At 64.4% G+C, this 1037-nt stretch carries 1 protein-coding gene and 1 pseudogene; both read right to left on the reverse strand.

Going from position 1 to position 1037, the window contains the following annotated elements; genetic code table 11:
• Window positions 1–267: pseudogene (locus tag AOK24_RS42555) on the reverse strand (hypothetical protein); the annotation flags it as partial.
• Between the two features lie 45 nt (window positions 268–312).
• Window positions 313–501, reverse strand: coding sequence for a hypothetical protein (locus AOK24_RS51945; RefSeq protein WP_240554394.1), 189 nt, complete (start codon window positions 499–501; stop codon window positions 313–315).
• Window positions 502–1037 lie beyond the last annotated feature (536 nt).

Consider the following 1037-nt stretch of genomic DNA (forward strand, 5'->3'; position numbering starts at 1 on the left):
CCTCGCGGTCGTCTCCAGAGCTGAGTAGAAGTCGTCTGGTGACCCGTCCTCCCGTTGCCCGGCAGCGATGAGCCAGGGCAGATCCTCGTCGGTCCAGACCGCTCCGCGCCAGCGTTGGACCTTGACCTTGAAGAGCACCTCATCGTCGATCGAGCGGATGCGCTCATGGCCGGCCCCGTCGTCGGCGAAGTGTTCCCGGGCCTTGGCCAAGATCGGATGATCCAGTTCGTCGAGCGGCTTCAGGGCTGACGGCAGCGGTAGTTTCAAGTCCTCGCGGAGTGTGCGGAGTGTGGGTCGAGCGGGCTGCACGGGTCAGTCGTCCCCGCCCACTCCGCCGAGTTCCTTGATCCGCTCCGGTGACAGCCCGGTGAGCAGCGAGACGCTCGATTCCACGGATCCGTCCAGCTTGCGCATCTTCTCCAGCATGCTGGCCCGAACCTCCTCACGGCGGATCTCCAAGTAGGTTCGGACGGCCTCGGCGACCAGGTCTTTCTTCGTCATCCCCAGAAAGTGGGCGCCATCCGCGATCAGCTCGTCTATGGCCGCATCGACCTTCAACGGAGCTGTCGTACGGGTTGTCCGACCGCGGGCTTCCTCTGTGATTCTCATGCTCACACCCTCTCTGGTACCAAAAGGTACTCCTATTCTTCTCCGCTTGTGAGCGGTAAGTGGACGGTGAAGCGCCCGCTCGACCTGCTCGTCGATCTCGACCAACACGGTGCTTGCCTTGCCAGGGTGTCGGTGGACGCCGCCATGTCTGGCTCGGTGTCGGACCCTGTGGGGTGCTGGCTGGCATACCGGCTCCTGTCAGTTCTCGCAGATCCACGCTGCGGTGACGCGGAGGGCGATCGCGTTGGCAAGAGGTGACCGCCGCGGTCGCTGTCGCCGACTTCAGCAATCTGTCCCCCGCGCCACGCTCGGACGCAGACGTAGACGACAGGCCGCACGCGTTGGATCGAGTGGTCTCCTGAGTCGGGAAGCAGCACTGATCCTGCGTCTTCGACTTGCAGCTGCGTCTATGCGGGGGGGGAGGGGGG

It is taken from the genome of Streptomyces niveiscabiei (genome assembly GCF_001419795.1).
Classification (GTDB): Bacteria; Actinomycetota; Actinomycetes; order Streptomycetales; family Streptomycetaceae; genus Streptomyces; species Streptomyces niveiscabiei.